Raw genomic sequence first — 22,089 nt, forward strand, 5'->3', positions numbered from 1 at the left:
AGCTGCTCGCGCAATACCTACGAGGGCTAGAAGCACTTTAAGCACGGAAGTTCCCCCCGTGGCGACTAACAAGCGCCCCGTGGTCTGGAGCATCGCCGGCTCCGACTCAGGCGCAGGCGCTGGCCTGCAAGCCGACCTGAAAGCACTGCAGGCCTTTGGTGTGCACGGCTGCACGGCGGTGGCGGCCGTTACCGCGCAAAACTCCGTGGCCGTTACCCGTGTGGAGCCTGTCAGCGCCGACCTGCTGGACGCGCAGCTGAGCGCAATGGCGCAGGACATGCCGCCCCAGGCCATCAAGACCGGCCTGCTGGGCAGTGCGGACAACGTACGCGTGGTCAGCCAGTGGATAGATCGCTTGCGCGCGCAGGGCCATGCCGTCGCTTTGGTGGTGGACCCAGTGCTGGGTTCCACTACGGGCGCGGCCTTTGCCAACGATGCGGTGCGCCAAGCCTATGTGGAAGAACTGCTGCCCCGCGCCACCCTCATCACCCCCAACCAGGCCGAGGCGCAGCGCCTGGGGCTGGCAGAGTCCGCCGCGCAGCAGGCCCTGCGGGCGCGGGGTGTGTCGCTGTGCATCACCGGCGGTGACGCGGATGATGCCCAAGCCAGTGACTGGCTGTGCAGCCCGCAGGCCACCGGTTGGCTCAGCCTGCCTCGCGTGGCCACGCACCACCACCACGGCACCGGTTGCACCTTCGCCTCCACCGCCGCCGCCGCGCTGGCCAGCGGCTACTGCGTGGCCGACGCCGTGGTGCTGGCCAAGATGGCCACCACCCACGCCCTGCGCCACGCCTACGCAGCCGGGCAGGGCGCAGGCCCGGTGCAGGCCCTGCCGGACTTTGCGCAGCACATCGATAACCTGCCCGCCTTCACGCTGCCAGGTGCTGCCGCGCCACTGGATGTACATGCGCTGCCATCCTTCGCGCACCTGAGCAATCCCGCCTTGGGTGTCTACCCTGTGGTGGACAGCGCGGCCTGGGTGCGCCGCGTGTTGGTGGCCGGCATTCGCACCGTGCAGCTGCGCATCAAGGAACCGAACGAACCTACGTTGGCCACGCAGATCGCGGAGAGCATTGCGGCAGCCAACGCCACGCCGCGTGCGCAGCTGTTCATCAACGACCACTGGCAACTCGCGCTGCAACACGGCGCCTATGGGGTGCACCTGGGCCAGGAGGATTTGGAACAGGTGGATCTGCAGGCGCTGCGCCAGGCCGGCGTGCGCTTAGGGCTAAGCACCCATAGCTACTGGGAAGTCGCCCGCGCCTGGGCCCTGCGCCCCAGCTACATCGCCTGCGGCCCCATCTTCGCCACCCAAAGCAAAGACATGCCCTGGATTCCGCAGGGCCTGGACAACCTGCGCTACTGGGCCAGTGTGTTACCCCTGCCCGTGGTGGGTATTGCAGGCATTCATGTGGGCAATGTGGCGGACGTGGCCGCGACTGGGGCGGCCAGTGCAGCGGTGATTTCGGCGATCACGAAGGCGGCTAACCCTGAACAGGCGTGTGCGGCTTTGCTGCAGGGTTTTGCTGGCGGGACTACGCGCCCGGCTTGAGCGGGATGGCGATGTAGTTTTTCTCCGCCCCATGCTGCACCAGCAGTGCCACGGAGCCTTTGGCCTGTGCCAGAAGGGCACGGGCTTGTTCCACGGACGTGACGGGTACATGGTTGATCGCCAACAGGATGTCCCCCGGGGCGATGCCGGCTTTGTCGGCTGTCTCTTGCACACCTTCGACCATCAGGCCGTTGCGGGCTTCGGCGGCGCGCTGCTCCACGGGCAGCAGGGGGCGCACGGCCAGGCCCAGCTGGGAGAGCACAGGGATATTGGGTACCCCATGGGGCGCGGGTTTTGTGGTTGTGGGGTCTTCCAATGTGGCGCGCACTTGCATGGCCTTGCCGTTGCGCAGCACGTCGATCTGCATTCGTTGGCCCGGCAATGCCATGGCCACCCATAGTGGCAGGTCGCTCGATGCGAGGATGGCGTGGCCGTCAATGCCGGTGATAACGTCTCCGGCTTGCAAACCTGCTTTGGCAGCTGCGGTGTCGGCACGCACCTCCGAGATGAGTGCGCCTGCGGGGCGTGGCAACTTGAACGCATCCGCCAGCGCTTGCGTCACTTCTTGTACTGACACGCCCAGCACGCCGTGCGATGCGCGGCCGGTGGCCACGATCTGGCGTTGTACTGATTGCGCCAGGTCAATCGGAATGGCAAAGCTCAGTCCTTGGTAGCCGCCGCTGCGCGTGTAGATCTGCGAGTTGATGCCCACCACCTCGCCACGGGCGTTGAACAGCGGGCCGCCCGAGTTGCCAGGGTTGATCGCCGCGTCGGTCTGGATGAAGGGGACGGTGTAGTCGTCGGGCAAGGTACGGCTCTTGGCGCTGACCACGCCGGTGGTGACGGTGTTGTCCAACCCGAAGGGCGAGCCAATCGCCAGTACCCACTCGCCAACGTTCAGGTCATTCGGCTTGCCGATGGCCACCGTGGGCAAATCTTTGGCCTCAATTTTCAGCACTGCCACATCCGTCTTGGCATCGCTGCCCAGCACCTTGGCCTTGAACTCGCGCCGGTCGGTCAGCTTGACGGTCACCTCGCTGGCATGGGCGATGACATGGGCATTGGTGAGCACCAGGCCGTCGGCACTGACGATAAAGCCCGACGCCCGCCCACTGACGGGGATCTGCATGCTGGCGCCTGTGGCGCCAAACTGCTCCTGGAACTTGCGCAGGAAGAGTTGGGCGGGGTCTTCGTTGTCGGCGCCTTTGGCGCTGGTGTCACTGTCCTTGCTGTCTGCGGTGATGAGCCGCGTGCCGCTCACACTGATGTTGACCACCGCCGGGCCGTAGCGCTGCACGATTTGGGCAAAGTCCGGCGTACCCAGGGTGCGGATGGCAAGCGGCGTTGCGGGGGGGAGGCTGGTGTTTTGTGCATGCGCGGTCACCAGCAGGTTGGCGCTGGCCAGCACAACAAGGGTGAGTCGGGTCAGGCGGGTCAAGGTAGAAGAGCTCATGCCCGCCATGGTGCCGGGCCCGCATGAAGACGTGTATGCGGCGCGTGAAGCCGGGGTAAAGATTTTTCTGCCACAATTGACGTTTACGTAAACGTCAATTGCGTTTGTCCACTTTGCATACCAAGGAAGACCATGCCCGACTCCATCGTGATCGTCAGCGCCGCCCGCACCCCTATGGGGGCTTTCCAAGGCGATTTCGCCAGCTTGGCCGCCCATGACCTGGGGGGCGCCGCCATCCAGGCCGCCGTGCAGCGTGCGGGCATTGCGCCTGAGCAAGTGACCGAGGTGATCTTTGGCAACTGCCTGATGGCCGGCCAGGGCCAGGCGCCAGCGCGCCAGGCGGCTTTCAAGGGCGGCTTGCCCAAAAGCGCCGGTGCAGTCACGCTGAGCAAAATGTGCGGTTCCGGCATGCGCGCTGCCATGTTTGCGCACGACATGCTGCTGGCCGGAAGCCACGACGTGTTGGTGGCCGGTGGCATGGAAAGCATGACCAATGCCCCGCACTTGCTCTTGAAGGGTCGCAGCGGCATCCGCATCGGCCATGACCGCGTCATGGACCACATGATGCTGGACGGCTTGGAAGACGCCTACGAGCCCGGCCGCTCCATGGGCACCTTTGGCGAAGACTGCGCCGCCAAGTACAGCTTCACCCGTGAGCAACAAGACAAATTCGCCACGGCCAGCGTGGAACGTGCACAAGCAGCTATCAAAAGTGGAGCGTTTGAGGCCGAGATCACTCCCATCACCGTCAAGACCCGTGCGGGTGACGTGCAGGTCAGCGTGGACGAAGGCCCCGGCAAGATCAAGCTCGACAAGATTCCCATGCTCAAGGCCGCGTTCAAAAAAGACGGCACCATCACCGCCGCGAGCAGCAGTTCCATCAACGACGGCGCTGCCGCCATGGTGCTGATGCGCGAAGGCACGGCCAAAGACCTGGGCTGCAAGCAGCTGGCCAAGATCGTGGCCCACACCACCCACGCGCAAGAGCCCAACTGGTTTGCCACCGCCCCCGTGGGCGCCACGCAAAAGCTGTTGGCCAAAGCCGGCTGGAAGGTGGAGGGCGTGGACCTGTGGGAAATCAACGAAGCCTTTGCCGTCGTGCCCATGGCACTGATGGCCGAGCTGAACATTCCCCACGACAAGGTGAACGTGAACGGCGGCGCCTGCGCGCTGGGCCACCCCATTGGCGCCTCAGGCGCACGCATCATGGTGACCCTGATCCACGCCCTGAAAGCTCGCGGACTCAAGCGTGGCGTGGCCACCCTGTGCATTGGTGGCGGCGAGGCCACTGCAGTCGCGCTGGAATTGCTATAAATTCCGAAGCTGCTTGCGCAGTTTGCGCGCGGGCTGGAGGCACAAAATGAATGTATTCGTGATCGGCGCTTCGCGCGGTATTGGTTTGGAAGTGGTGCGCCAGCACCTGGATGCGGGCGACCGCGTGATTGCCACCGCGCGCGACGACGCTGGCCTGCAGCGCCTGCGTGACATGGGCGCTCAGCCCCTGAAACTGGACGTGACCGACCCCGCCAGCGTGAGCGGCCTGAGCTGGGCGCTGGACGGCGAGAAGCTGGACATGGCCTATTACGTGGCCGGCGTGTTCAGCACCGAAGATGCCAAATCGCCTCCCACCCAGCAGGCTTTTGACGCCATGCTGCACGCCAACGTGCTGGGTGCCATGCAGGCCCTGCCGCAGGTGGCACCCTGGGTGGAAGAGGCGCAAGGCCAGTTCGTCTTCCTGACCAGTGACTTTGCCCAGATTGGCGGCGTGGAAAGCAGCCGCGGCTGGGTCTACCACGTGAGCAAGGCCGCGCTGAACATGGCGGTGGTCGCTGCACAGCCCGATTACCCCAAGGCCCAGTTTCTGTTGATCCACCCCGGCTGGGTGCGGACCGAGATGGGCACGCCCGATGCGCCCCTGCTGCCCGAAGAAAGCGTGGCAGCCATCCGCGCCACCGTGGCCGCGCGCAAGACGGGCAAGACTGGATTTGCTTGCAGCGATGTGCCCTACATCCGCTGGGACGGGACGCCCTTCTCCAGCTGGTAAGCCAACAACCCTAACGATCCGAGAGAGACAAGTCCCCATGCTGCTGACCCAAGACCAGGAAATGGTGCGCGACGCCGTGCGCGCATTTGCGCAGGCCGAGTTGTGGCCCAACGCCGCCCAGTGGGACAAGGACCATACCTTTCCCAAGGCGGCGCACCAGGGCCTGGCTGCGCTGGGCGCATACGGTATCTGCGTGCCGGAGGAGTTAGGCGGTGCGGGGCTGGACTATGTGACGCTGGCGCTGGTGCTGGAAGAAATTGCGGCCGGCGACGGCGGCACCAGCACGGTGATCAGCGTGACCAACTGTCCGGTCAATGCCATTCTCATGAAGTACGGCAATGCGCAGCAAAAGAAGCAGTGGCTGGAGCCCCTGGCCCAGGGGCAGATGCTGGGCGCCTTTTGCCTGACCGAGCCGCATGTGGGCAGCGATGCCTCCAGCTTGCGCACCACGGCGGTGAAGGAGGGCGACAGTTACGTCATCAACGGCGTCAAACAGTTCATCACCAGCGGCAAGAACGGCGATCTGGCCATCGTCATCGCGGTGACGGACAAGGCGGCCGGCAAAAAGGGTATGAGCGCCTTCCTGGTGCCTACCACTGCGCCGGGCTATGTGGTCGCGCGGCTGGAGGACAAGCTCGGCCAACACAGCAGCGACACCGCGCAGATCAACTTTGACAACTGCCGCATTCCGGCCGAGAACCTGATTGGCAAAGAGGGCGAGGGCTATGGCATCGCGCTTGGCGGACTGGAAGGCGGGCGCATCGGCATCGCCGCGCAAAGCGTGGGTATGGCCCGCAGCGCACTAGATGTGGCGATTGCCTACGCCAAAGACCGCCAGAGCTTTGGCCAGTCCATCTTCAACCACCAGGCCGTGGGCTTTCGCCTGGCCGAGTGCGCCACCCAGATTGAAGCGGCGCGCCAGCTCATCTGGCACGCCGCCGCGCTGCGCGACGCTGGCCGCCCCTGCCTGAAAGAAGCCGCCATGGCCAAGCTGTTTGCCAGCGAGATTGCTGAGAAGGTGTGCAGCGCTGCCATCCAGACGCTGGGCGGCTACGGCTATGTGAGCGACTTCCCGGTCGAGCGCATTTACCGCGATGTACGCGTGTGCCAGATCTACGAAGGCACGAGTGATGTGCAGAAGATCATCATCCAGCGCGGGCTGTAATGACCACGCCTTCACTGCCTGCTGGCGTCAGTGTTTTTGAACGTGGTTGGCTGTCCAGCAACAACATCCTCATCCAGGGTGCGCAGGGCACCGCACTCATCGATAGCGGCTACTACACCCACGCGGACCAAACGCTGGCACTGGTGGACTCCGCCTTGCAGGGCCGCCCGCTGGACTTGTTGCTCAACACCCACCTGCACAGCGACCACTGCGGTGGCAATGCCGCGCTGCAGGTTCGTTACCCCGCGCTGCAAACCCACATCCCGCCCGGCCACGCCGAATATGTGCGTGTGTGGGATGCCCATGCCCTGAGCTACACGCCCACCGGCCAGCAGTGTCCGCGCTTTCACCTGGACTCCACGCTACAACCGGAAACCGAGATGCGGCTAGGTGAATTGTTATGGCAGGTGCACGCGGCGCCGGGGCATGACCCGCATTCGGTCATCCTCTTCGAGCCGAACAGCCGTACGCTGGTGTCAGCCGATGCGCTGTGGGAAAAGGGCTTTGGCGTGGTCTTCCCCGAGCTGGACGGCGACGATGCGTTTGATGAAGTGGCCGCCACGCTGGACCTGATTGAGCGCCTGAACCCCGCCACCGTGATCCCCGGCCATGGCGCGCCGTTTTCTGATGCCCCAGCGGCCCTGGCCTATGCACGCCAGCGCCTGCACGGTTTTGTCCAAAACCCCGCCAAGCACCTGCAGTACGCCGCCAAGGTGCTGCTCAAGTTCAAGTTGCTGGAGGCGCGTCACTTGCCACTGCCGGCCCTGATCGCGTGGGCACGCAATACCACTTACTTCAGCCAAACCTTCCAGCAGCATTTTGCAGGCGCAACCTTCGAAGAGGCCACGCAGCATTTGGTGCACGACCTGGTGCGCTCCGGCGCTGCGCGCTTGCACGATGACGTGGTGTACAACATTGGCTGAAGCAACGCAGCGCAGATGGAGGGACCTGTGATGAAACCACTTGCAATGGGCTTGGCCATAGCGTGCAGTGTCTGGAGTGCAGCCGCCACGGCGCAACCTCTGGAGTGGGTAGACACCCATTTCCACTGGACCATGGACGATGTGGGTAGCACCGAAGAGATGGCGCAAAAGTCACTCGCCATCATGCAAGCGGAAAACATCCGGACCCTGATCCTCTCATCCCAGCCGCGGCCGGGGCAGGCGGGCGCCAACTTTGTGGAGCTGCAGAAGTTGCTGGCAGCGCACGGCAAGCGCTTTGCGGTGCTGGGGGGCGGAAACTCTCTCAATCCACTCATGCACCAGATTTACGAAGGCAAGGTCCCGCCAGAGACCGTGGAGCGCTTTCAAGCTTTGGCCGAACGAACGGCGGCCAGCGGTGTGCGGGGCTTTGGAGAGATTGCACTGCACCACATATCTCTCAATGACCAGCACGCTTACGAAGTGATCCCTGCGGATGACACCTTGGTCAAGATTTTGTTGGATACCGTGGCCCGGCATGACGCCGTGATTGACATTCACTTCGACGCCGTGCTGGCCAAAATGGCTCGGCCCGAGCGGCTGAACTCCCCCAACAATCCGGCCGAATTCGAACCCAATTTCGAAGCGTTTGAACGGATGTTGGCCTACAACCGCAATGCGAAGGTGGTGTGGGCGCATGCGGGTGGAGTGGATATGCTGGGCAACTTCACGCCGCAGCTAGCATCACGCATGCTGGAGAAGCATCCCAATCTTTACATGAGCTTGCGACCGTTTGGTCGCGGACCCGGGGTCATGCTGCAGGTGCGCCCCAAAGGCCCCAAGCAGCTGAACCCGGAGTGGGTGGCTGTTGTCGAAAAGTACGCGGACCGCTTTGTCATGGGCAGCGACAGCTTTCTGGTCGCAGACAACGCCCAGCGTGCAGGTGCGGCCAAAATCTTCAGCGAGAACTCGTTCAACCTGCGCCAGGCCATCCGTGACGTCTTGGCGGCACTGAAGCCGGATGTCGCGCGCAAGGTCGCCTACGAAAACGCTGAGCGCCTCTACAAACTGCAATAGGTAGAACATATGCCGATAACCAAAGGATTCCGTGCCTTGGTGGACGAAGCCACGGCCCAAATCACCACTTACAGTGTGGCCGAGGTGCGAGTCCGTCTGCAGGACCCGTCTGTGCAGATTGTGGATATCCGTGACATCCGCGAGCTGAACGATGGAACTGTGCGTGGCGCCTTCCATGCGCCGCGCGGCATGCTGGAGTTCTGGGTGGACCCAGAGTCGCCTTACCACAAGCCCCTGTTTGCCGACGCATCCAAAGAGTTCATCCTGTTTTGCGGTGCCGGTTGGCGCAGCGCGCTGGCGGCCAAGACCTTGCAGGACATGGGCATGCGTAATGTGGCGCATATGGATGGAGGCTGGGGCGCATGGCGCGAGGCCGGTGCGCCAGTCGAAACGTTGGAAGAGCAGAAAGCCCGCCGCGCCGCCAAGGCATGATGGAGGGCATGAAGCCCTTTGAGATGACCGATATCTGCCCTTGCGGCAGGCTGCACCAGAAGAAACCCGTTGCCTATGGCGCCTGCTGCGGCCGCTGGCTGGAAACCGATAGCCCCGCGCCAGACGCCGAGAGCCTGATGCGCAGCCGCTACTGCGCGTTTGTGCTGGAGCGCGAAGACTACCTGCTGAAAAGCTGGCACCTAAATCATCGCCCCACAAGTATCGAATTTGATCCCGGCGTCAAATGGCTGGGGTTGGAGGTGCGCAGCCACACCGTGCAAGACGCCACCCATGCGCAGGTGGAGTTTGTGGCGCGCCAGAAGCCCGCGGCAGGCGCCGCGGTGCGCCTGCACGAGCGCAGCCGCTTCGTCCTCGACAATGGCGCCTGGTTGTATGTGGATGGAGATGCCCTGTGAAGTTTGATGCCGTGTTGTTTGACTGCGATGGAGTGCTGGTGGACAGCGAACCCATTACCAACGGCGTATTGCGCGACATGCTGGCCGAGCAGGGCTGGCGCTTGAGTGTGGCCGAGTGCATGGACATTTTTGTGGGTAAAGCCGTGGTCGATGAACGCGCCCGCATCGAGGCGGAGACCGGCAAGCCGCTCACGCCCGATTGGATGGCCGAATTCCGTGCCCGGCGCAATGCGGCGCTGGATGCCCAGGTCCTCGCCATTGCCGGTGCGGTGCCCGCGGTGGCGGCGGTGCATGCCAGTGTGCAGGGGCGCATCGCCTGTGCCTCGGGCGCGGACCGTATCAAGGTGGAGATGCAGTTGCAGAAGGTGGGCCTGTGGCCTTACTTTGACGGACGCGTTTTCAGTGGCCATGAGATGCCGCGCTCCAAGCCTGCCCCTGATGTGTACCTGGCCGCTGCGGCCGCCTTGGGTGCCAAGCCGGCGCGCTGCGCCGTAGTGGAAGACACCGTGACCGGCGTGACGGCGGGTGTGGCTGCGGGGGCGACCGTGTTTGCCTATGCGCCAGCGGGGCAGGGCCACGCGCTGCGCCAGGCGGGCGCGCACCATGTGTTTACGCACATGGACGCGCTCCACGCCAGCCTGCTGGGCGCAGACCCGCCCGCATAACTCAAGGGCGAATGTCGGGCGAGGGTGTGGTCGGCACACCCTGGTCCAGCGCGGCCTGGTGCTGCACTTGCAGCGCGCGCTGGTAGGCCGGCCGGGCCTGCAGGCGCTGCCAGTAGGCGGTGACTGCGGGCGGGAACTGGGCCGATAGCCCCAGGTGCTGCGCCAGCAGCAGCGCGTAGCCCACCGCGACATCGGCCCCGGTAAAGCGGCCAGCACACAAGTATTCCGCGTTCTGCAGCGCCGCGTCTACCGCGCGCAGGCGCGCCAGAAACCAGCGCGCATAGTCGGCGGCCACCTGCGGCTGCAGGCGTTCGGGTGGCTCGAAATGGGTGTAGCGCAGCACCAGCGTTTGCGGGAAGGTGAGCGTGGCATCGCTCATGTGCAGCCAGTTCAGGTAGGCGCCATAGGCCACGTCGTCCCATGGCACATCGAACGCGCCAGCGCCATGGCGCGCGGCCAGGTACTGGCAGATAGCGGCAGATTCGGTCATGCGCGTGGCTCCATCCACCAGCAGGGGCACGGTGCCCAGCGGGTTTTCTTCCAGGTAGTGGCGGGCCAGCGCACGCGGCGGAAAGGGCAACATGCGCAGTCCGCAAGGCAAGCCCAGTTCTTCCAGCATCCACAGGGGGCGAAAGGATCTTGCGCTGACGCAGTGGTAGAGAACCATCATGCAGACCAGTGTAGGTCGCGTCGGGTTACGGCGTGTGCCACGGCAGGGCACAAATCACGCCAACTGCGTCAGTCCTGGGGCGTGGCCTGGCGCCGAAATTCGGCCGGGGACTGGCCAGTCCAGCCCTTGAAGGCGCGCATAAAACTCTTCTCGTTTTGAAAGCCTGCCGCCTCGGCCACCTGCTTGATGGGGCGGCGCGTGCGCAGTAGCAGCTCGGTGGCGCGGCTTTGGCGCACTTCATCCTTCAGCGCCTGCAGCGTGGCGCCTTCGTCTTTCAGCTGGCGGTGCAGGGTGCGGGGGGACAGGTGCAGCAGCGCGGCCAGTGCCTCGGCCCCATGCGTGTCTTGCGGCTGGGTGGCCAGCAGTTGGCGCACGCGCTGCACCAGCAGGCGGTCGCGCCGATACTGCAGCACGGTCAGCGGCAGGGCGTGCTGCAGCATCTGCTGCAGCGCTTTTTCGTCACGCCGCAACGGCAATTGCAGGTACTGCGCATCAAAACTGATAGCAGCTTGCGCTTGATTGAAGCGGGTCGGGCCCGAAAACAGCACTTGATAAGCCTCCGCGTGCGGCGGCGGGGCAAATGGAAACTGCGCTTGCAAGAGCGGAATGCGCGAGTCCACCAGCCAGCAGGCCAGGCCCAGGATGTTGCGCAGCACCGAGACTAAGCAGAACTCGCGCAGCGCCCCCCCCTCGCCTAATTCGCGGTTCTCGGCGATGGTGATGCTGGCGGTGCTGCCGCTGGCCTGCAGGGTGAGGGTGATGTCGTCGGCGATCAGACCGTGGTGGCGGCACCAGCGCTGCACCGCCAGCGCCAGTGTGGGGGCGCTGATCGAGGCACGCGCCAGCATGCCGTAGCTGCCCCAGGGCAGGCGGCGCTGGAACCAGCCCAGGGCCTCGTCGTCCAGCTCACGCATGGCAGCTTCGGAGATACGTTCCATCTGCCAAGCGGTAATGCGGGCGCTGCTGTTCTGCAACTGCACTGGCGCAATCTGTGCCAGGGCCAATGCCTGTGACGGGTCCTGCCCGTAGCGCGCATAGGCCGACACAATGGCTTGGACAAAGGCCATGGGCGTGGCGGCAACGGGGGCGTGGGCGGGCATGGCTGCAGTGTGCCAAAAAATGCGGCCTGTGTGGCAGGATTTGCAACCTCGGCAGCGCTGATGTACGCGCACTGCAGGCGGACAATGCCGCTTGACTGTCCAACCCCTGACCGGATGCGCCCATGACGATTCTGGAATCCCAGCTTAACCCTCGCTCAGCCGACTTTGCGGCCAATGCCAGCGCCATGCGCGCCCTGGTGGCCGATTTGCAGGCCCAGGTGGCACGCGTGGCCGAAGGCGGTGGCGAAGCCGCCCGCGCCAAACACACCGCCCGTGGCAAGCTGCTGCCGCGTGACCGCGTGGCCATGCTGCTGGACCCCGGCACGCCGTTTCTGGAGCTGGCCCCGCTGGCCGCACTCAATGTGTACGACAACGCCGCGCCCGGCGCCGGCATCGTGGCCGGATTGGGCCGCGTGAGTGGCGTGGACTGCATGATCGTGTGCAACGACGCCACCGTGAAGGGCGGCACCTACTACCCGCTCACGGTCAAGAAGCACCTGCGCGCACAAGAGATTGCGGCGCAAAACCACCTTACCTGCATCTACCTGGTGGACAGCGGCGGCGCCAACCTGCCCAATCAAGATGAGGTGTTTCCCGACCGCGACCACTTCGGCCGCATCTTCTTCAACCAGGCCAACATGAGCGCGCAGGGCATTGCGCAGATTGCCGTGGTGATGGGCAGCTGCACCGCAGGTGGCGCCTATGTGCCCGCCATGAGCGATGAGACCATCATCGTCAAAAACCAGGGCACCATCTTTCTGGGCGGCCCCCCGCTCGTGAAGGCGGCGACTGGCGAGGTGGTGACGGCTGAAGACCTGGGCGGTGGCGATGTGCATACGCGCCTCTCCGGCGTGGCGGACCACTTGGCGCAAAACGATTTGCACGCGATCAGCTTGGCGCGCCAGGCGGTGGCACATTTGAATAAAAAGAAGCCTCTAGCCCTTGCCACACTTGCGCCAGCAGCTCCTAAATTTGCAGCAGAGGAGTTGTACGGTGTGATCCCCACCGACACGCGCAAGCCCTTTGATGTGCGCGAGATCATTGCCCGCATCGTCGATGGCAGCGAATTCCATGAGTTCAAGCCGCGCTATGGCGCCACGCTGGTGACCGGCTTTGCGCACATAGAGGGCATGGCCGTGGGCATCATCGCTAACAACGGCATTTTGTTCAGCGAATCGGCACTCAAGGGCGCGCACTTCATCGAGCTGTGCTGCCAGCGCAAGATCCCGCTGGTCTTCCTGCAGAACATCACCGGCTTCATGGTGGGCCGCAAGTACGAGAACGAAGGCATTGCCCGCAACGGCGCCAAGATGGTCACCGCCGTGGCCACTGCAGCTGTGCCCAAGTTCACCATCATCATCGGCGGCAGCTTTGGCGCCGGCAACTACGGCATGTGCGGCCGCGCTTACAGCCCGCGCTTTTTGTGGATGTGGCCGAACGCGCGCATCAGCGTCATGGGCGGTGAGCAGGCGGCCAGCGTGCTGGCCACCGTCAAGCGCGATGGCATCGAGGGCAAGGGCGGACAGTGGAGCATGGAAGAGGAAGAAGCCTTCAAAGCCCCCATCCGCCAGCAGTACGAAGACCAGGGCCACCCTTATTACGCAACCGCCCGCCTGTGGGACGACGGCATCATCGACCCCGCCGACACGCGCCGCGTGCTGGCGTTGGGCCTGAGTGCCGCGCTCAACGCACCGATCGAAGACACCAAGTTCGGCGTCTTCCGCATGTAAGGGGCTGGCCATGACTGCATTGACCCTGACCCACACCGGCGCGCTGCTCACCATCACGCTGAGTCGCCCCGAGGTGCGCAACGCCTTCAACGACGAGGTCATCGCCGAACTGACCCAGGCCTTCCAGACCGCCGCCGCTAGCGCCGAGGTGCGCGCGGTGGTGCTCGCTGCGGAGGGCCCTGCCTTCTGCGCGGGTGCCGACCTGAACTGGATGCGCCGCATGGCCGACTACACCCGTGCCGAGAACCTGGCCGACGCGGCCAAGCTCGCCGAGATGCTGCGCGTGATCTACGCCTGCCCCAAGCCCACCATCGCCCGCATCCAGGGCGATGTGGTGGCCGGTGGCATGGGCTTGGTGGCCGCCTGTGACATGGCAGTGACGGTGGATACGGCGGGCTTTTGCCTGAGCGAAGTGAAGCTGGGCCTGATCCCCGCCACCATCAGCCCCTACGTGATCCGCGCCATGGGCGCGCGTGCCGCCCACCGCTACTTTTTGACGGCTGAGCGCTTCAGCGCGCAGGAGGCGCACCGCATCGGCTTTGTGCACGAGGTGGTGCCCGCTGAGCAGCTGGACGCCAAGGTGGCCGAGCTGGTGAAGGCGCTGGTGAGTGCCAGCCCGAATGCTGTGCGCAGTTGCAAAGAATTGGTGCAGACCGTGGCCGAGCGCGAGATCGACGGCGCCCTGATCGCTCAGACGGTGGAAGGCATTGCCGATATCCGCAGCAGTACCGAAGGCAAAGAGGGCGTGCAGTCCTTCCTGCAAAAACGAAAACCGAATTGGCTGGTCTGAGCCCCGAGGAGACACACATGTTTACAAAAATACTCATCGCCAACCGGGGAGAAATCGCCTGCCGCGTGGCCGCCACGGCTGCGCGACTAGCTATCAAAACCGTAGCGGTCTACTCGGATGCCGATGCCCACGCCAAACACGTGGCGGCGTGCAATGAGGCCGTGCACATTGGCGGCAGCGCGCCCAAGGACAGCTACCTGCGCTGGGAACGCATCATCGAAGCGGCGAAGGCTACCGGCGCGCAAGCCATCCACCCCGGCTATGGTTTTTTGAGCGAAAACGAAGACTTTGCCAAGGCCTGCGCCGCTGCTGGGCTGGTCTTCATCGGTCCGCCCGCATCCGCCATCCTGGCCATGGGCCTCAAGGCCGAGTCCAAGCAGTTGATGGAAAAGGCCGGTGTGCCCCTGGTGCCTGGTTACCACGGTGCCGACCAGGACCCAGCGCTGCTGCAGCGTGAGGCGGACCGGATCGGTTACCCCGTGCTCATCAAGGCCAGCGCGGGTGGTGGCGGCAAGGGCATGCGTGCGGTGGACAAGGCCGAGGACTTCGCCGCTGCGCTGGCCAGCTGCAAACGCGAGGCCATCAACAGCTTTGGCGACGACGCGGTGCTGGTGGAAAAGTATGTGCAGCGCCCGCGCCATATCGAGATCCAGGTGTTTGGCGACACGCAGGGCAACTACGTCTACCTGTTTGAACGCGACTGCTCGGTGCAGCGCCGCCACCAAAAGGTGCTGGAAGAAGCCCCCGCGCCCGGCATGACGCCGGAGCTGCGTGCGCGCATGGGCGCAGCGGCGGTGGAAGCGGCGCGTGCGGTGAACTACGTTGGCGCTGGTACGGTGGAATTCATCGTGGAGCAGCCCGGCGGCTACGCGCGCCCTGAGCAAATGAAGTTCTACTTCATGGAGATGAACACGCGCCTGCAGGTGGAACATCCGGTGACGGAAGCCATCACCGGGCTGGACCTGGTGGAGTGGCAGTTGCGCGTGGCGGCCGGCGAGCCACTGCCCCTGCAGCAAGACCAGTTGCAGATCCACGGCCACGCGATTGAGGCGCGCATCTGTGCCGAGAATCCGGACAACAACTTCTTGCCCGCTACGGGTACTTTGCATGCGTACGGTTTGCCGGGGCATGTGACGTTTGAACGCGCGCCGCAGGGTACGCGGGTGGACTCTGGCGTGCGCCAGGGCGACACCATCAGCCCCTTCTACGATTCCATGGTTGCCAAGCTCATCGTGCACGGCGCCACCCGCGCCGAGGCCTTGGCTCGCTTGGATGCCGCACTCGCGCAAACCCACATCGTGGGCTTGGCGACCAATGTGCAGTTTTTGCGCCATGTGACGACCAGTGACGCGTTTGCCAAGGCCGAGTTGGACACCGCCCTGATCCCCCGCGAGGCGGCGGCCTTGTTCCATCAGGACAAGGTGGGCTTGCCGCTAGCCGCAGCGGCTTTGGTGGCGCACTCCCTGCAGGCCGAGCAGGCGCAGGGCGCCGCGGTGGACGCCAGCGGATGGCGCGACCCGTGGGCGCAGCGCGATGGTTGGCGCTCGCACGGTGTCTCCACACGCAGCTTTGCGCTGGAGTACGCAGGGGCGGCGCACACGGTGGTGCTGACCACCCAGCGCGGCGCGCATACCCTGACGGTAGGCGGTGACACTCTGCCATTCGCCTGGGCTGAAGCGGCCGGTGGTGCGCTGGATTTGCAACTGGGCTGCCAGCGCGTGCAGGTCCATATCCATAGAAATGGCGATGTAGCCCACGTATTCACTGCGCAAGGTGCTACACAAATCGTAGCGGTTGACGCGTTAGCCCATGCGGGCGATACGCAGGCCGAAGGTGGCCGCCTGACTGCGCCCATGCCGGGCAAAGTGGTGTCGTTTGCGGTGAAGGCGGGTGACGCGGTGAGGAAGGGCCAGGCCCTGGCCGTGATGGAAGCCATGAAGATGGAGCACACCATTGCTGCGCCGGCCGATGGCACGGTGGCCGAGCTGTTGTTTGCGCCCGGCGATCAGGTGAGCGAGGGAGCGGAGCTGCTGCGTCTGGCCACGGCCTGAGCCGGGGCGGGCAGAGGGGCTTTGCAAAGCGGCGAAAATCTGCCCATGTCTTCCCTGCGCATTACCTATTACTCGGCCGATATGGACGCGGCCTCCTGGATTCCCGGCCTGCAGGCCGCACTGCCCGGCGCCACGGTCACCCTGTGGGAGCCCGGTGCCCCGCAAGCCGACTACGCTGTGGTTTGGAAGCCGCCCCAGCAGTTGCTCGATGAGCAAACCAGCCTGAAGGCCATCTTTAATACCGGTGCCGGTGTGGATGCGCTGATGCAGCTGCGCTTGCCGGCGGGCGTGCCCGTCATTCGGTTGGACGACGCGGGCATGTCGGTACAGATGGCCGAGTACGTGTGTCACGCCGTCATCCGCCATTTCCGCGAGCTCGATGGGTACGAGTCCGACATGGCCATGGGCAAGTGGTCCTTCCGCAAGCCGCGCAGCCGGGTGGACTACCCGGTGGGCGTGCTGGGGCTGGGCGTGCTGGGCGAACGCGTGGCCAAGTCGGTGGCTCAGTTCGACTTTCCGGTGAACGGCTGGAGCCAATCGCCCAAAACCATCGCCGGTGTGCAGTCCTTCCATGGCGCGGCGCAACTGGACGCCTTTTTGGCCGCCAGCCGCATCGTGGTCTGCCTGCTGCCGCTGACACCCGACACCGAAAACATCCTCAACGCCCAGCGTCTGGCGCAGATCCGCCCCGGCGGTTACGTCATCAATGTGGCGCGCGGTGCCCATGTGGTGGACGCGGACCTGTTGGCTGCCATTGACGGCGGCCACCTGGCGGGCGCCACGCTCGACGTGTTCCGCGTGGAGCCGCTGCCGCAAGGCCATGCGTTCTGGAACCACCCCAAGATCACCATCACGCCCCACACTTCCGCCCGTACCTTGCGCAGCGAAAGCATCGCGCAAATCGCCCGCAAGATCGCCGCGCTGCAAAACGGCCAAACGGTTGCGGGCCGCGTGGATGCGGCGCGCGGCTACTGAACTGAGAGACTGACCATGTCCATCCCCTCCAAAGTCAAGATCATCGATGTGGGCCCGCGGGACGGCCTGCAGAACGAGAAAGAACCTGTGCCGGCCGCCGTGAAGGTGGAGCTGGTGCACCGCCTGCAGGACGCGGGCCTGAAAGAGATTGAGGTCACCAGCTTTGTGTCGCCCAAATGGGTGCCGCAGATGGCGGACAACGCGGAGGTGATGGCGGGCATCCAGCGCAAGCCCGGCGTGCGCTACTCGGTGCTCACGCCCAATATGAAAGGCTTTGAGGCGGCGGTGCTGTCCAAACCCGACGAGATCGTGGTGTTTGGCGCGGCCAGTGAGGCCTTCAGCCAGAAGAACATCAACTGCTCGATCGAAGAAAGTATTGAGCGCTTCCGCCCCGTGGCGGCAGCGGCCAAAGCAGCTGGCATTGCGGTGCGCGGTGCCATCTCGTGCGCTGTGGGCTGCCCCTACGAGGGCGAGATTGCGCCCGAGCGCGTGGCGCTGGTGGCGCGGCTCATGAAGGACATTGGCGTGGAGCACGTGGGCGTAGCCGACACCATTGGCGTGGGTACACCGCTCAAGGTGCAGCGCGCAATGGACGCGACGCTGCAGTACTACAACGTGGACGAGATATCCGGCCACTTCCACGACACCTATGGCATGGCGCTGGCCAATACGCTGGCCTGCTTGGAGATGGGCATCTGGCACTACGACACGTCCTCCGCCGGCCTGGGCGGCTGCCCTTATGCCAAGGGGGCTACCGGCAATGTGGCGACTGAAGACGTGGTCTACCTGCTGCACGGCATGGGTATCGAGACGGGCATTGACTTGGACAAGCTCATCGACGCGGGCAAGTTCATCAGCGACTTCTTGCAGCGCAAGCCGCACTCGCGCGCGGCCAATGCGCTGCTGACCAAGCGACTTGGATAAACAACACGATGTGTGGAGCCGAATTGACAGAGTTACCTGAAGGTGTGCAGCGTGTCGCTGCCGAATTGCAAGCAAAAAACCACCCCCATAGCCCGGTGATGCTGGACGGCGCCGCACGCACCGCTCAGCAGGCGGCCGATGCGCTAGGCGTGGCCGTGGGCCAGATTGCCAAGAGCATCATCTTCAAGCGCATCGAAGACGATGTGGCGGTGCTGGTCGTCACCTCGGGTGACCGCCGTGTGGACGAAGCCAAGGTGGCGGCGCTGGTGGGGCCGCTGGGCCGGGCCAATGCGGCCTTTGTGAAGGAGCGCACGGGGTTCAGCATAGGCGGCGTGAGCCCGGTTGCGCACGCCTTGCCCGGTGTGACGCTGATCGACCAGGAGCTGTTTCGCTTTGAGGAAGTATGGGCCGCGGCAGGCCACCCGCATGGTGTCTTCAAGCTGCACCCCGAACACCTGGTGGCGCTGACCGGTGCACCGGTAGCCGATGTGGTGGAGGCGCCCGAGGATGAAGATGTGCTGGATGCATTGGCGCGTGAAAATGCTATCAAAACGCTAGCTACTCGCGCACTATCCATAAGCTCAATCGCTGAAAACGTGCCCAGTCCTTGTGTGAATGTATGTCGCATGGATACGGGCAGTGGCCTGTGCGAAGGCTGTTTTCGCACCATCGATGAGATCCGCGAGTGGGGCCGCAGCGATGATGCAGCCAAAAAGGTGATGTGGACCCACATCACCGATCGCCTGCGGCAGACTCATCCCGAGGCGTTTTCCTGATTCCCTTGCCACACCAAGGCTCCCATGAAACAAATCACGTTTTACCTGGACTTCATCTCGCCTTACGCTTATCTGGCGTTTGAAGCGCTGCCGGCGGCTTTGCAAGATCTGAGTTACCACGTGGTTTACAAGCCCGTGTTTCTGGGCGGGCTGCTCAAGCACAACGCGGTGCTGGGCCCAGCGGAGGTGCCACCCAAGCGCGCCTGGATCTACCGCCACGTGCAATGGCTGGCACAGCGCGACGGCGTGGCGCTGGACTTTCCGGCTGCACACCCTTTCAACCCGCTGGGCCTGCTGCGCTTGGCGGTGGCTTGTGATGCGCAGGGCCTGCCCAATCGCTATGTGTGCGAAACCCTGTTTCGCCATGTGTGGGTCGGCGGGGCGGATGCCGCCAATCCGCAGCGCTTGGCCGATGTGACGCAAGCACTGGCCCCTGTGCAGGAGCCTGGCAGCGCCGAGGTGAAAGCCCAGCTCAAAGCCCACGCAGACGAAGCCATTGCACGCGACGTATTTGGTGTGCCCAGCTTCGAGGTGGATGGCAAAGTGTTCTGGGGCCTGGACGCGCTGCCCATGCTGCGCGCTTATCTTGATGGGGATGCCAGCCTGGTTGGTAGTGAAGCTGACACGCGCTGGGACCGCGTGCACGCCTGGCCTTCGGGTATACCCGCGCGCTCCGCCTGAATTGCCGTGATGTGAAATGATGGTTAAGGGTTAGACCCTAAACCGTCAGAGGGCTGTCAGTTTTGCGCAAGCCAGCGTTGGTTTCGCGTCAGAGCAGGGTCAGTGCCCCCTCCAAAAATAAGGTCAACCTCCATCCCGGAGGCCCGACAACAATTGGAGACAAGCACTATGGCAACAACAGCCCCACGGCCGATGTCTGCGGAAGAGAAGAAAGTTATCTTCGCTTCCTCACTCGGCACCGTTTTCGAGTGGTACGACTTTTACCTCTACGGTTCCTTGGCAGCGATCATTGCCAAGCAGTTCTTCAGCGGTCTGGACGAAGGCTCCGCCTTCATCTTTGCCTTGCTGGCGTTTGCGGCAGGTTTCATCGTGCGCCCCTTCGGTGCCATTTTCTTTGGCCGTTTGGGTGACATGATCGGTCGCAAGTACACATTCTTGGTGACCATCCTGATCATGGGCTTGTCCACCTTCATTGTGGGTATTTTGCCCACCTACGCTTCCATCGGCGTGGCGGCTCCCATCATCCTGATCGTGCTGCGCTTGCTGCAAGGTTTGGCTTTGGGTGGTGAGTACGGTGGTGCTGCTACCTATGTGGCAGAACACGCTCCCCACGGCAAACGTGGTGCCTACACCTCCTGGATCCAGACCACAGCGACTTTGGGCTTGTTCCTGTCCCTGATGGTGATTCTGGGTACCCGGACCGTTGTGGGTGAAGCTGCGTTTGCCGATTGGGGCTGGCGCGTTCCGTTCATCGTGTCCATTCTGTTGTTGGCCGTGTCGGTCTACATCCGCTTGAGCATGAATGAATCGCCCGCTTTCGCCAAGATGAAAGCCGAAGGCAAGACTTCCAAGGCTCCTCTGTCCGAGTCTTTCGGTCAGTGGAAAAACCTGAAGATCGTGATCTTGGCCCTGGTCGGTCTGACCGCCGGTCAAGCCGTGGTTTGGTATTCTGGTCAGTTCTACGCCCTGTTCTTCCTGACGCAAGCGTTGAAGGTGGACGGTGCGACCGCCAACATCATGGTGGCGATCTCCCTGATCATCGGCACGCCGTTCTTCATCGTGTTCGGTTCGCTGTCTGACAAGATTGGTCGCAAGCCAATCATCTTGGCTGGCTGCTTGTTGGCCGCGTTGACCTACTTCCCCGTGTTCGAAGCGCTGACCAAAGCTGCCAACCCTGACCTGGCTGCTGCACAAGCTGCCAACAAGGTCGTGGTGACTGCGGACCCTGCAGAGTGCTCGTTCCAGTTCAACCCCACAGGCACTGTGAAGTTCACCAGCTCCTGCGACATTGCCAAGCAAGCGCTGGCTAGCCGCTCGGTGAGCTATGACAATGCCGTGGCTGCTGCTGGCACACCTGCTACCGTGTCCGTGGGTGCCACCGTGATCCCCGGTTACACCTCCAAGGGTCTGAGCAAGGAAGACGCTGCCGCCAAGGCCGCAGAATTCAACAAGGCCCTGAACGAAGCCCTGAAGACCGCTGGCTACCCCGCCAAGGCTGACATGGCCAAGTTCGACAAGGTCAAGGTCATCATCATCCTGTCTTACCTGGTGATCCTGGTGACCATGGTGTACGGCCCCATTGCTGCCATGCTGGTGGAAATGTTCCCGACCCGTATCCGTTACACCTCCATGTCCTTGCCTTACCACATCGGTAACGGCTGGTTCGGCGGCCTGCTGCCCACCACGGCCTTCGCCATCGTGGCCCAGACCGGTAATATGTACAACGGCTTGTGGTATCCCATCATCATTGCGGCAGCGACCGTGGTGATCGGCGGCTTGTTCGTCAAGGAAACCAAAGACGTGGACATCTACGCCAACGACTGATCTGTTGGTTTCATGTTGAGTTAACGCCCTGGCCGATGTGGCCGGGGCAATTTCCAGGCTCTCCTTGTGGGGGCCTTTTTTTTGAAAGAAGTGGTATGTGGAAAATTGCTGTGGGTTTTGCCTTGTTTGCGGCGCTGGCGCTGTACATCCTGAGCACCGGGGGTGACATCGATATGGGTGGAGAAAAACACGGTGCAGAGGCATTGCACACCGAAGCGCCCGCTGCTGCGGCATCCGCCCCTGCTGCCGCCCCCGCACCTGCAGCGGCAGCCAGCGAAGCCAAATAGTAGGGTTTACCTGATGTTGCAGGCGGCATGAAAACGCTGCCAGGGCAGGGTGTGGACCCTAAAATGCCCGCATGAAATACATCAAAACAGAATTGGGGCAGCAAGCGTTCAAAGAACGCTCGCCGCTCTTTTCTGCGCGCCAGCGGTCCACCTTCATTCTGTTTGATGGCAACAAGACGCAGGAGCAGGTGCTCGCGGCCACTGCCGGCATGGGCGTGACTGCCGAAGATGTGGAGCACATGGTGGCGCAGGGCTTTTTGGCCTTGGTAGCCGGTTCTGTCGCCGCACCGGGGCCGGTGGCGAGTGCCGACTCGGTGCTGCAAGCTGAAGATGCGGCCTTGCCTCCTAGCAACCGCACAGCGCAGGAGCGTTATGCCGACGCCAAACCGATTGCAACCAAACTGACCGCCAGTCTCGGCTTGCGGGGCTTTCGGCTGAACCTGTCAGTGGAAGCTGCTGCAGGTTTTGACGATCTGTTGGCCTTGTTGCCCAAAATTCAGGAAGCCGTCGGCAGCAAGGCTGCCCGCGAGTTGGAGCGGGCTCTGAAAGGCTAAGCG

General features: G+C 63.6%; 22 protein-coding genes. 19 read left to right on the forward strand and 3 right to left on the reverse strand.

Annotation, left to right across the window (positions count from 1 at the left end):
• The first annotated feature begins 58 nt into the window (after nt 1-58).
• The gene (gene thiD / locus CHU94_RS19445; RefSeq protein WP_176451923.1) at nt 59-1,552 is read left to right on the forward strand and encodes a bifunctional hydroxymethylpyrimidine kinase/phosphomethylpyrimidine kinase; all 1,494 of its coding nucleotides are present in this window, start codon (nt 59-61) and stop codon (nt 1,550-1,552) included.
• Here thiD and CHU94_RS04295 read toward each other — a convergent pair.
• Entirely contained in the window at nt 1,536-3,005 is a 1,470-nt protein-coding gene (locus CHU94_RS04295; protein WP_094477778.1) for a Do family serine endopeptidase, read from the reverse strand. The two genes, thiD and CHU94_RS04295, sit on opposite strands and share 17 nt — an antisense overlap.
• Before the next feature lie 132 nt (nt 3,006-3,137).
• Here CHU94_RS04295 and CHU94_RS04300 point away from each other — a divergent pair, with 132 nt between their 5' ends.
• From CHU94_RS04300 to CHU94_RS04335, 8 genes are read left to right on the forward strand one after another with little or no spacing between them, the layout of a single operon-like run.
• Nucleotides 3,138-4,319 carry an acetyl-CoA C-acyltransferase gene (locus CHU94_RS04300; protein ID WP_094477142.1) on the forward strand — a complete coding sequence of 394 codons (1,182 nt, stop codon included), beginning with the start codon at nt 3,138-3,140 and terminating at the stop codon, nt 4,317-4,319.
• 46 nt (nt 4,320-4,365) lie between these two features.
• Nucleotides 4,366-5,049: an SDR family oxidoreductase gene (locus CHU94_RS04305; protein WP_094477144.1), complete on the forward strand. Its 684-nt coding sequence runs from the start codon at nt 4,366-4,368 to the stop codon at nt 5,047-5,049.
• 37 nt (nt 5,050-5,086) lie between these two features.
• Nucleotides 5,087-6,214 carry an acyl-CoA dehydrogenase family protein gene (locus tag CHU94_RS04310; protein ID WP_094477146.1) on the forward strand — a complete coding sequence of 376 codons (1,128 nt, stop codon included), beginning with the start codon at nt 5,087-5,089 and terminating at the stop codon, nt 6,212-6,214.
• On the forward strand, nt 6,214-7,137 hold the full coding sequence (locus CHU94_RS04315; RefSeq protein WP_094477148.1) for an MBL fold metallo-hydrolase: 924 nt from the start codon (nt 6,214-6,216) through the stop codon (nt 7,135-7,137). The genes CHU94_RS04310 and CHU94_RS04315 overlap by 1 nt, the downstream gene beginning before the upstream one ends.
• Nucleotides 7,138-7,167: 30 nt before the next feature.
• On the forward strand, nt 7,168-8,211 hold the full coding sequence (locus tag CHU94_RS04320) for an amidohydrolase family protein (protein ID WP_176451924.1): 1,044 nt from the start codon (nt 7,168-7,170) through the stop codon (nt 8,209-8,211).
• 9 nt (nt 8,212-8,220) lie between these two features.
• Nucleotides 8,221-8,643: a rhodanese-like domain-containing protein gene (locus CHU94_RS04325; RefSeq protein ID WP_094477152.1), complete on the forward strand. Its 423-nt coding sequence runs from the start codon at nt 8,221-8,223 to the stop codon at nt 8,641-8,643.
• 8 nt (nt 8,644-8,651) lie between these two features.
• Nucleotides 8,652-9,059 (forward strand): YchJ family protein, encoded by a 408-nt coding sequence (locus CHU94_RS04330; protein WP_094477780.1) that lies wholly within the window; start codon nt 8,652-8,654, stop codon nt 9,057-9,059.
• The gene (locus tag CHU94_RS04335; RefSeq protein WP_094477154.1) at nt 9,056-9,724 is read left to right on the forward strand and encodes an HAD family phosphatase; all 669 of its coding nucleotides are present in this window, start codon (nt 9,056-9,058) and stop codon (nt 9,722-9,724) included. The genes CHU94_RS04330 and CHU94_RS04335 overlap by 4 nt, the downstream gene beginning before the upstream one ends.
• Nucleotide 9,725: 1 nt before the next feature.
• On the opposite strand, the gene CHU94_RS04340 is transcribed toward CHU94_RS04335, so the two are convergent.
• Both CHU94_RS04340 and CHU94_RS04345 read right to left on the reverse strand, forming a co-directional pair.
• Nucleotides 9,726-10,394, reverse strand: a complete 669-nt coding sequence (locus CHU94_RS04340; protein WP_094477156.1) for a glutathione S-transferase family protein — start codon at nt 10,392-10,394, stop codon at nt 9,726-9,728.
• 68 nt (nt 10,395-10,462) lie between these two features.
• A complete protein-coding gene (locus CHU94_RS04345; protein ID WP_255033840.1) occupies nt 10,463-11,494 on the reverse strand; it encodes an AraC family transcriptional regulator in 1,032 nt (343 codons plus the stop codon).
• A gap of 122 nt (nt 11,495-11,616) precedes the next feature.
• Between CHU94_RS04345 and CHU94_RS04350 the strand changes: the two genes are divergently transcribed.
• The 10 genes from CHU94_RS04350 (at nt 11,617) to CHU94_RS04395 (ending at nt 22,086) form a co-directional block, all read left to right on the forward strand.
• On the forward strand, nt 11,617-13,224 hold the full coding sequence (locus CHU94_RS04350) for a carboxyl transferase domain-containing protein (protein WP_094477158.1): 1,608 nt from the start codon (nt 11,617-11,619) through the stop codon (nt 13,222-13,224).
• 10 nt (nt 13,225-13,234) lie between these two features.
• Complete coding sequence (locus CHU94_RS04355; RefSeq protein WP_094477160.1) at nt 13,235-14,014, forward strand: enoyl-CoA hydratase/isomerase family protein; 780 nt, start codon at nt 13,235-13,237, stop codon at nt 14,012-14,014.
• A gap of 17 nt (nt 14,015-14,031) precedes the next feature.
• On the forward strand, nt 14,032-16,065 hold the full coding sequence (locus CHU94_RS04360; RefSeq protein WP_094477162.1) for an acetyl/propionyl/methylcrotonyl-CoA carboxylase subunit alpha: 2,034 nt from the start codon (nt 14,032-14,034) through the stop codon (nt 16,063-16,065).
• A gap of 54 nt (nt 16,066-16,119) precedes the next feature.
• On the forward strand, nt 16,120-17,040 hold the full coding sequence (locus CHU94_RS04365) for a glyoxylate/hydroxypyruvate reductase A (RefSeq protein ID WP_094477783.1): 921 nt from the start codon (nt 16,120-16,122) through the stop codon (nt 17,038-17,040).
• Between the two features lie 15 nt (nt 17,041-17,055).
• Nucleotides 17,056-17,964: a hydroxymethylglutaryl-CoA lyase gene (locus CHU94_RS04370; protein WP_176451925.1), complete on the forward strand. Its 909-nt coding sequence runs from the start codon at nt 17,056-17,058 to the stop codon at nt 17,962-17,964.
• Between the two features lie 23 nt (nt 17,965-17,987).
• The gene (locus CHU94_RS04375) at nt 17,988-18,740 is read left to right on the forward strand and encodes a YbaK/EbsC family protein (RefSeq protein ID WP_255033842.1); all 753 of its coding nucleotides are present in this window, start codon (nt 17,988-17,990) and stop codon (nt 18,738-18,740) included.
• Between the two features lie 24 nt (nt 18,741-18,764).
• Nucleotides 18,765-19,421, forward strand: coding sequence for a 2-hydroxychromene-2-carboxylate isomerase (locus tag CHU94_RS04380; RefSeq protein WP_094477168.1), 657 nt, complete (start codon nt 18,765-18,767; stop codon nt 19,419-19,421).
• A gap of 168 nt (nt 19,422-19,589) precedes the next feature.
• Nucleotides 19,590-21,245 (forward strand): MFS transporter, encoded by a 1,656-nt coding sequence (locus CHU94_RS04385; protein WP_094477170.1) that lies wholly within the window; start codon nt 19,590-19,592, stop codon nt 21,243-21,245.
• Between the two features lie 95 nt (nt 21,246-21,340).
• Complete coding sequence (locus tag CHU94_RS04390) at nt 21,341-21,532, forward strand: hypothetical protein (protein ID WP_094477172.1); 192 nt, start codon at nt 21,341-21,343, stop codon at nt 21,530-21,532.
• 71 nt (nt 21,533-21,603) lie between these two features.
• A complete protein-coding gene (locus CHU94_RS04395) occupies nt 21,604-22,086 on the forward strand; it encodes a hypothetical protein (RefSeq protein WP_094477174.1) in 483 nt (160 codons plus the stop codon).
• Nucleotides 22,087-22,089 lie beyond the last annotated feature (3 nt).

It is taken from the genome of Rhodoferax sp. TH121 (assembly GCF_002251855.1).
Taxonomy (GTDB): domain Bacteria; phylum Pseudomonadota; class Gammaproteobacteria; order Burkholderiales; family Burkholderiaceae_C; genus Allorhodoferax.

What these genes read in the sequence shown, in the direction of transcription:
- CHU94_RS04295 (WP_094477778.1), bottom strand. Translation starts at nt 3,005, where the DNA reads ATGAGCTCTTCTACCTTGACCCGCCTGACCCGACTCACCCTTGTTGTG.
- CHU94_RS04300 (WP_094477142.1), top strand. Translation starts at nt 3,138, where the DNA reads ATGCCCGACTCCATCGTGATCGTCAGCGCCGCCCGCACCCCTATGGGG.
- CHU94_RS04305 (WP_094477144.1), top strand. Translation starts at nt 4,366, where the DNA reads ATGAATGTATTCGTGATCGGCGCTTCGCGCGGTATTGGTTTGGAAGTG.
- CHU94_RS04310 (WP_094477146.1), top strand. Translation starts at nt 5,087, where the DNA reads ATGCTGCTGACCCAAGACCAGGAAATGGTGCGCGACGCCGTGCGCGCA.
- CHU94_RS04315 (WP_094477148.1), top strand. Translation starts at nt 6,214, where the DNA reads ATGACCACGCCTTCACTGCCTGCTGGCGTCAGTGTTTTTGAACGTGGT.
- CHU94_RS04320 (WP_176451924.1), top strand. Translation starts at nt 7,168, where the DNA reads ATGAAACCACTTGCAATGGGCTTGGCCATAGCGTGCAGTGTCTGGAGT.
- CHU94_RS04325 (WP_094477152.1), top strand. Translation starts at nt 8,221, where the DNA reads ATGCCGATAACCAAAGGATTCCGTGCCTTGGTGGACGAAGCCACGGCC.
- CHU94_RS04330 (WP_094477780.1), top strand. Translation starts at nt 8,652, where the DNA reads ATGAAGCCCTTTGAGATGACCGATATCTGCCCTTGCGGCAGGCTGCAC.
- CHU94_RS04340 (WP_094477156.1), bottom strand. Translation starts at nt 10,394, where the DNA reads ATGATGGTTCTCTACCACTGCGTCAGCGCAAGATCCTTTCGCCCCCTG.
- CHU94_RS04345 (WP_255033840.1), bottom strand. Translation starts at nt 11,494, where the DNA reads ATGCCCGCCCACGCCCCCGTTGCCGCCACGCCCATGGCCTTTGTCCAA.
- CHU94_RS04350 (WP_094477158.1), top strand. Translation starts at nt 11,617, where the DNA reads ATGACGATTCTGGAATCCCAGCTTAACCCTCGCTCAGCCGACTTTGCG.
- CHU94_RS04355 (WP_094477160.1), top strand. Translation starts at nt 13,235, where the DNA reads ATGACTGCATTGACCCTGACCCACACCGGCGCGCTGCTCACCATCACG.
- CHU94_RS04360 (WP_094477162.1), top strand. Translation starts at nt 14,032, where the DNA reads ATGTTTACAAAAATACTCATCGCCAACCGGGGAGAAATCGCCTGCCGC.
- CHU94_RS04370 (WP_176451925.1), top strand. Translation starts at nt 17,056, where the DNA reads ATGTCCATCCCCTCCAAAGTCAAGATCATCGATGTGGGCCCGCGGGAC.
- CHU94_RS04380 (WP_094477168.1), top strand. Translation starts at nt 18,765, where the DNA reads ATGAAACAAATCACGTTTTACCTGGACTTCATCTCGCCTTACGCTTAT.
- CHU94_RS04385 (WP_094477170.1), top strand. Translation starts at nt 19,590, where the DNA reads ATGGCAACAACAGCCCCACGGCCGATGTCTGCGGAAGAGAAGAAAGTT.
- CHU94_RS04390 (WP_094477172.1), top strand. Translation starts at nt 21,341, where the DNA reads ATGTGGAAAATTGCTGTGGGTTTTGCCTTGTTTGCGGCGCTGGCGCTG.
- CHU94_RS04395 (WP_094477174.1), top strand. Translation starts at nt 21,604, where the DNA reads ATGAAATACATCAAAACAGAATTGGGGCAGCAAGCGTTCAAAGAACGC.